Annotated in this window: 1 pseudogene; it reads left to right on the top strand. The window is 62.0% G+C overall.

The annotated features are described in order from the left end of the window. Positions 1 to 274, top strand: a pseudogene (locus tag CVH10_RS20440) (1,4-alpha-glucan branching enzyme); the annotation flags it as partial.

Below are 274 nucleotides of genomic sequence, written 5' to 3'. Positions count from 1 at the left end.
TCGGGCTGCTCTACGCCTTCTCCGAGAACTTCATCCTGCCCCTGTCCCACGACGAGGTGGTGCACGGGAAGGGCTCGCTCCTCGGCAAGATGCCGGGCGATCGCTGGCAGAAGTTCGCCAACCTGCGTGCCTATTACGGCTTCATGTGGGGGCATCCGGGCAAGAAGCTGCTCTTCATGGGCTGCGAGTTCGGCCAGGAGAAGGAGTGGAATCACAACCAGAGCCTCGACTGGCATCTGCTGGACGACGGCATGCACCGAGGCGTCAAGGATCT

The organism is Halomonas sp. ND22Bw, assembly GCF_003011945.1.
GTDB lineage: Bacteria > Pseudomonadota > Gammaproteobacteria > Pseudomonadales > Halomonadaceae > Halomonas > Halomonas halophila.
This window is presented reverse-complemented; position numbering and strand designations above follow the sequence as displayed.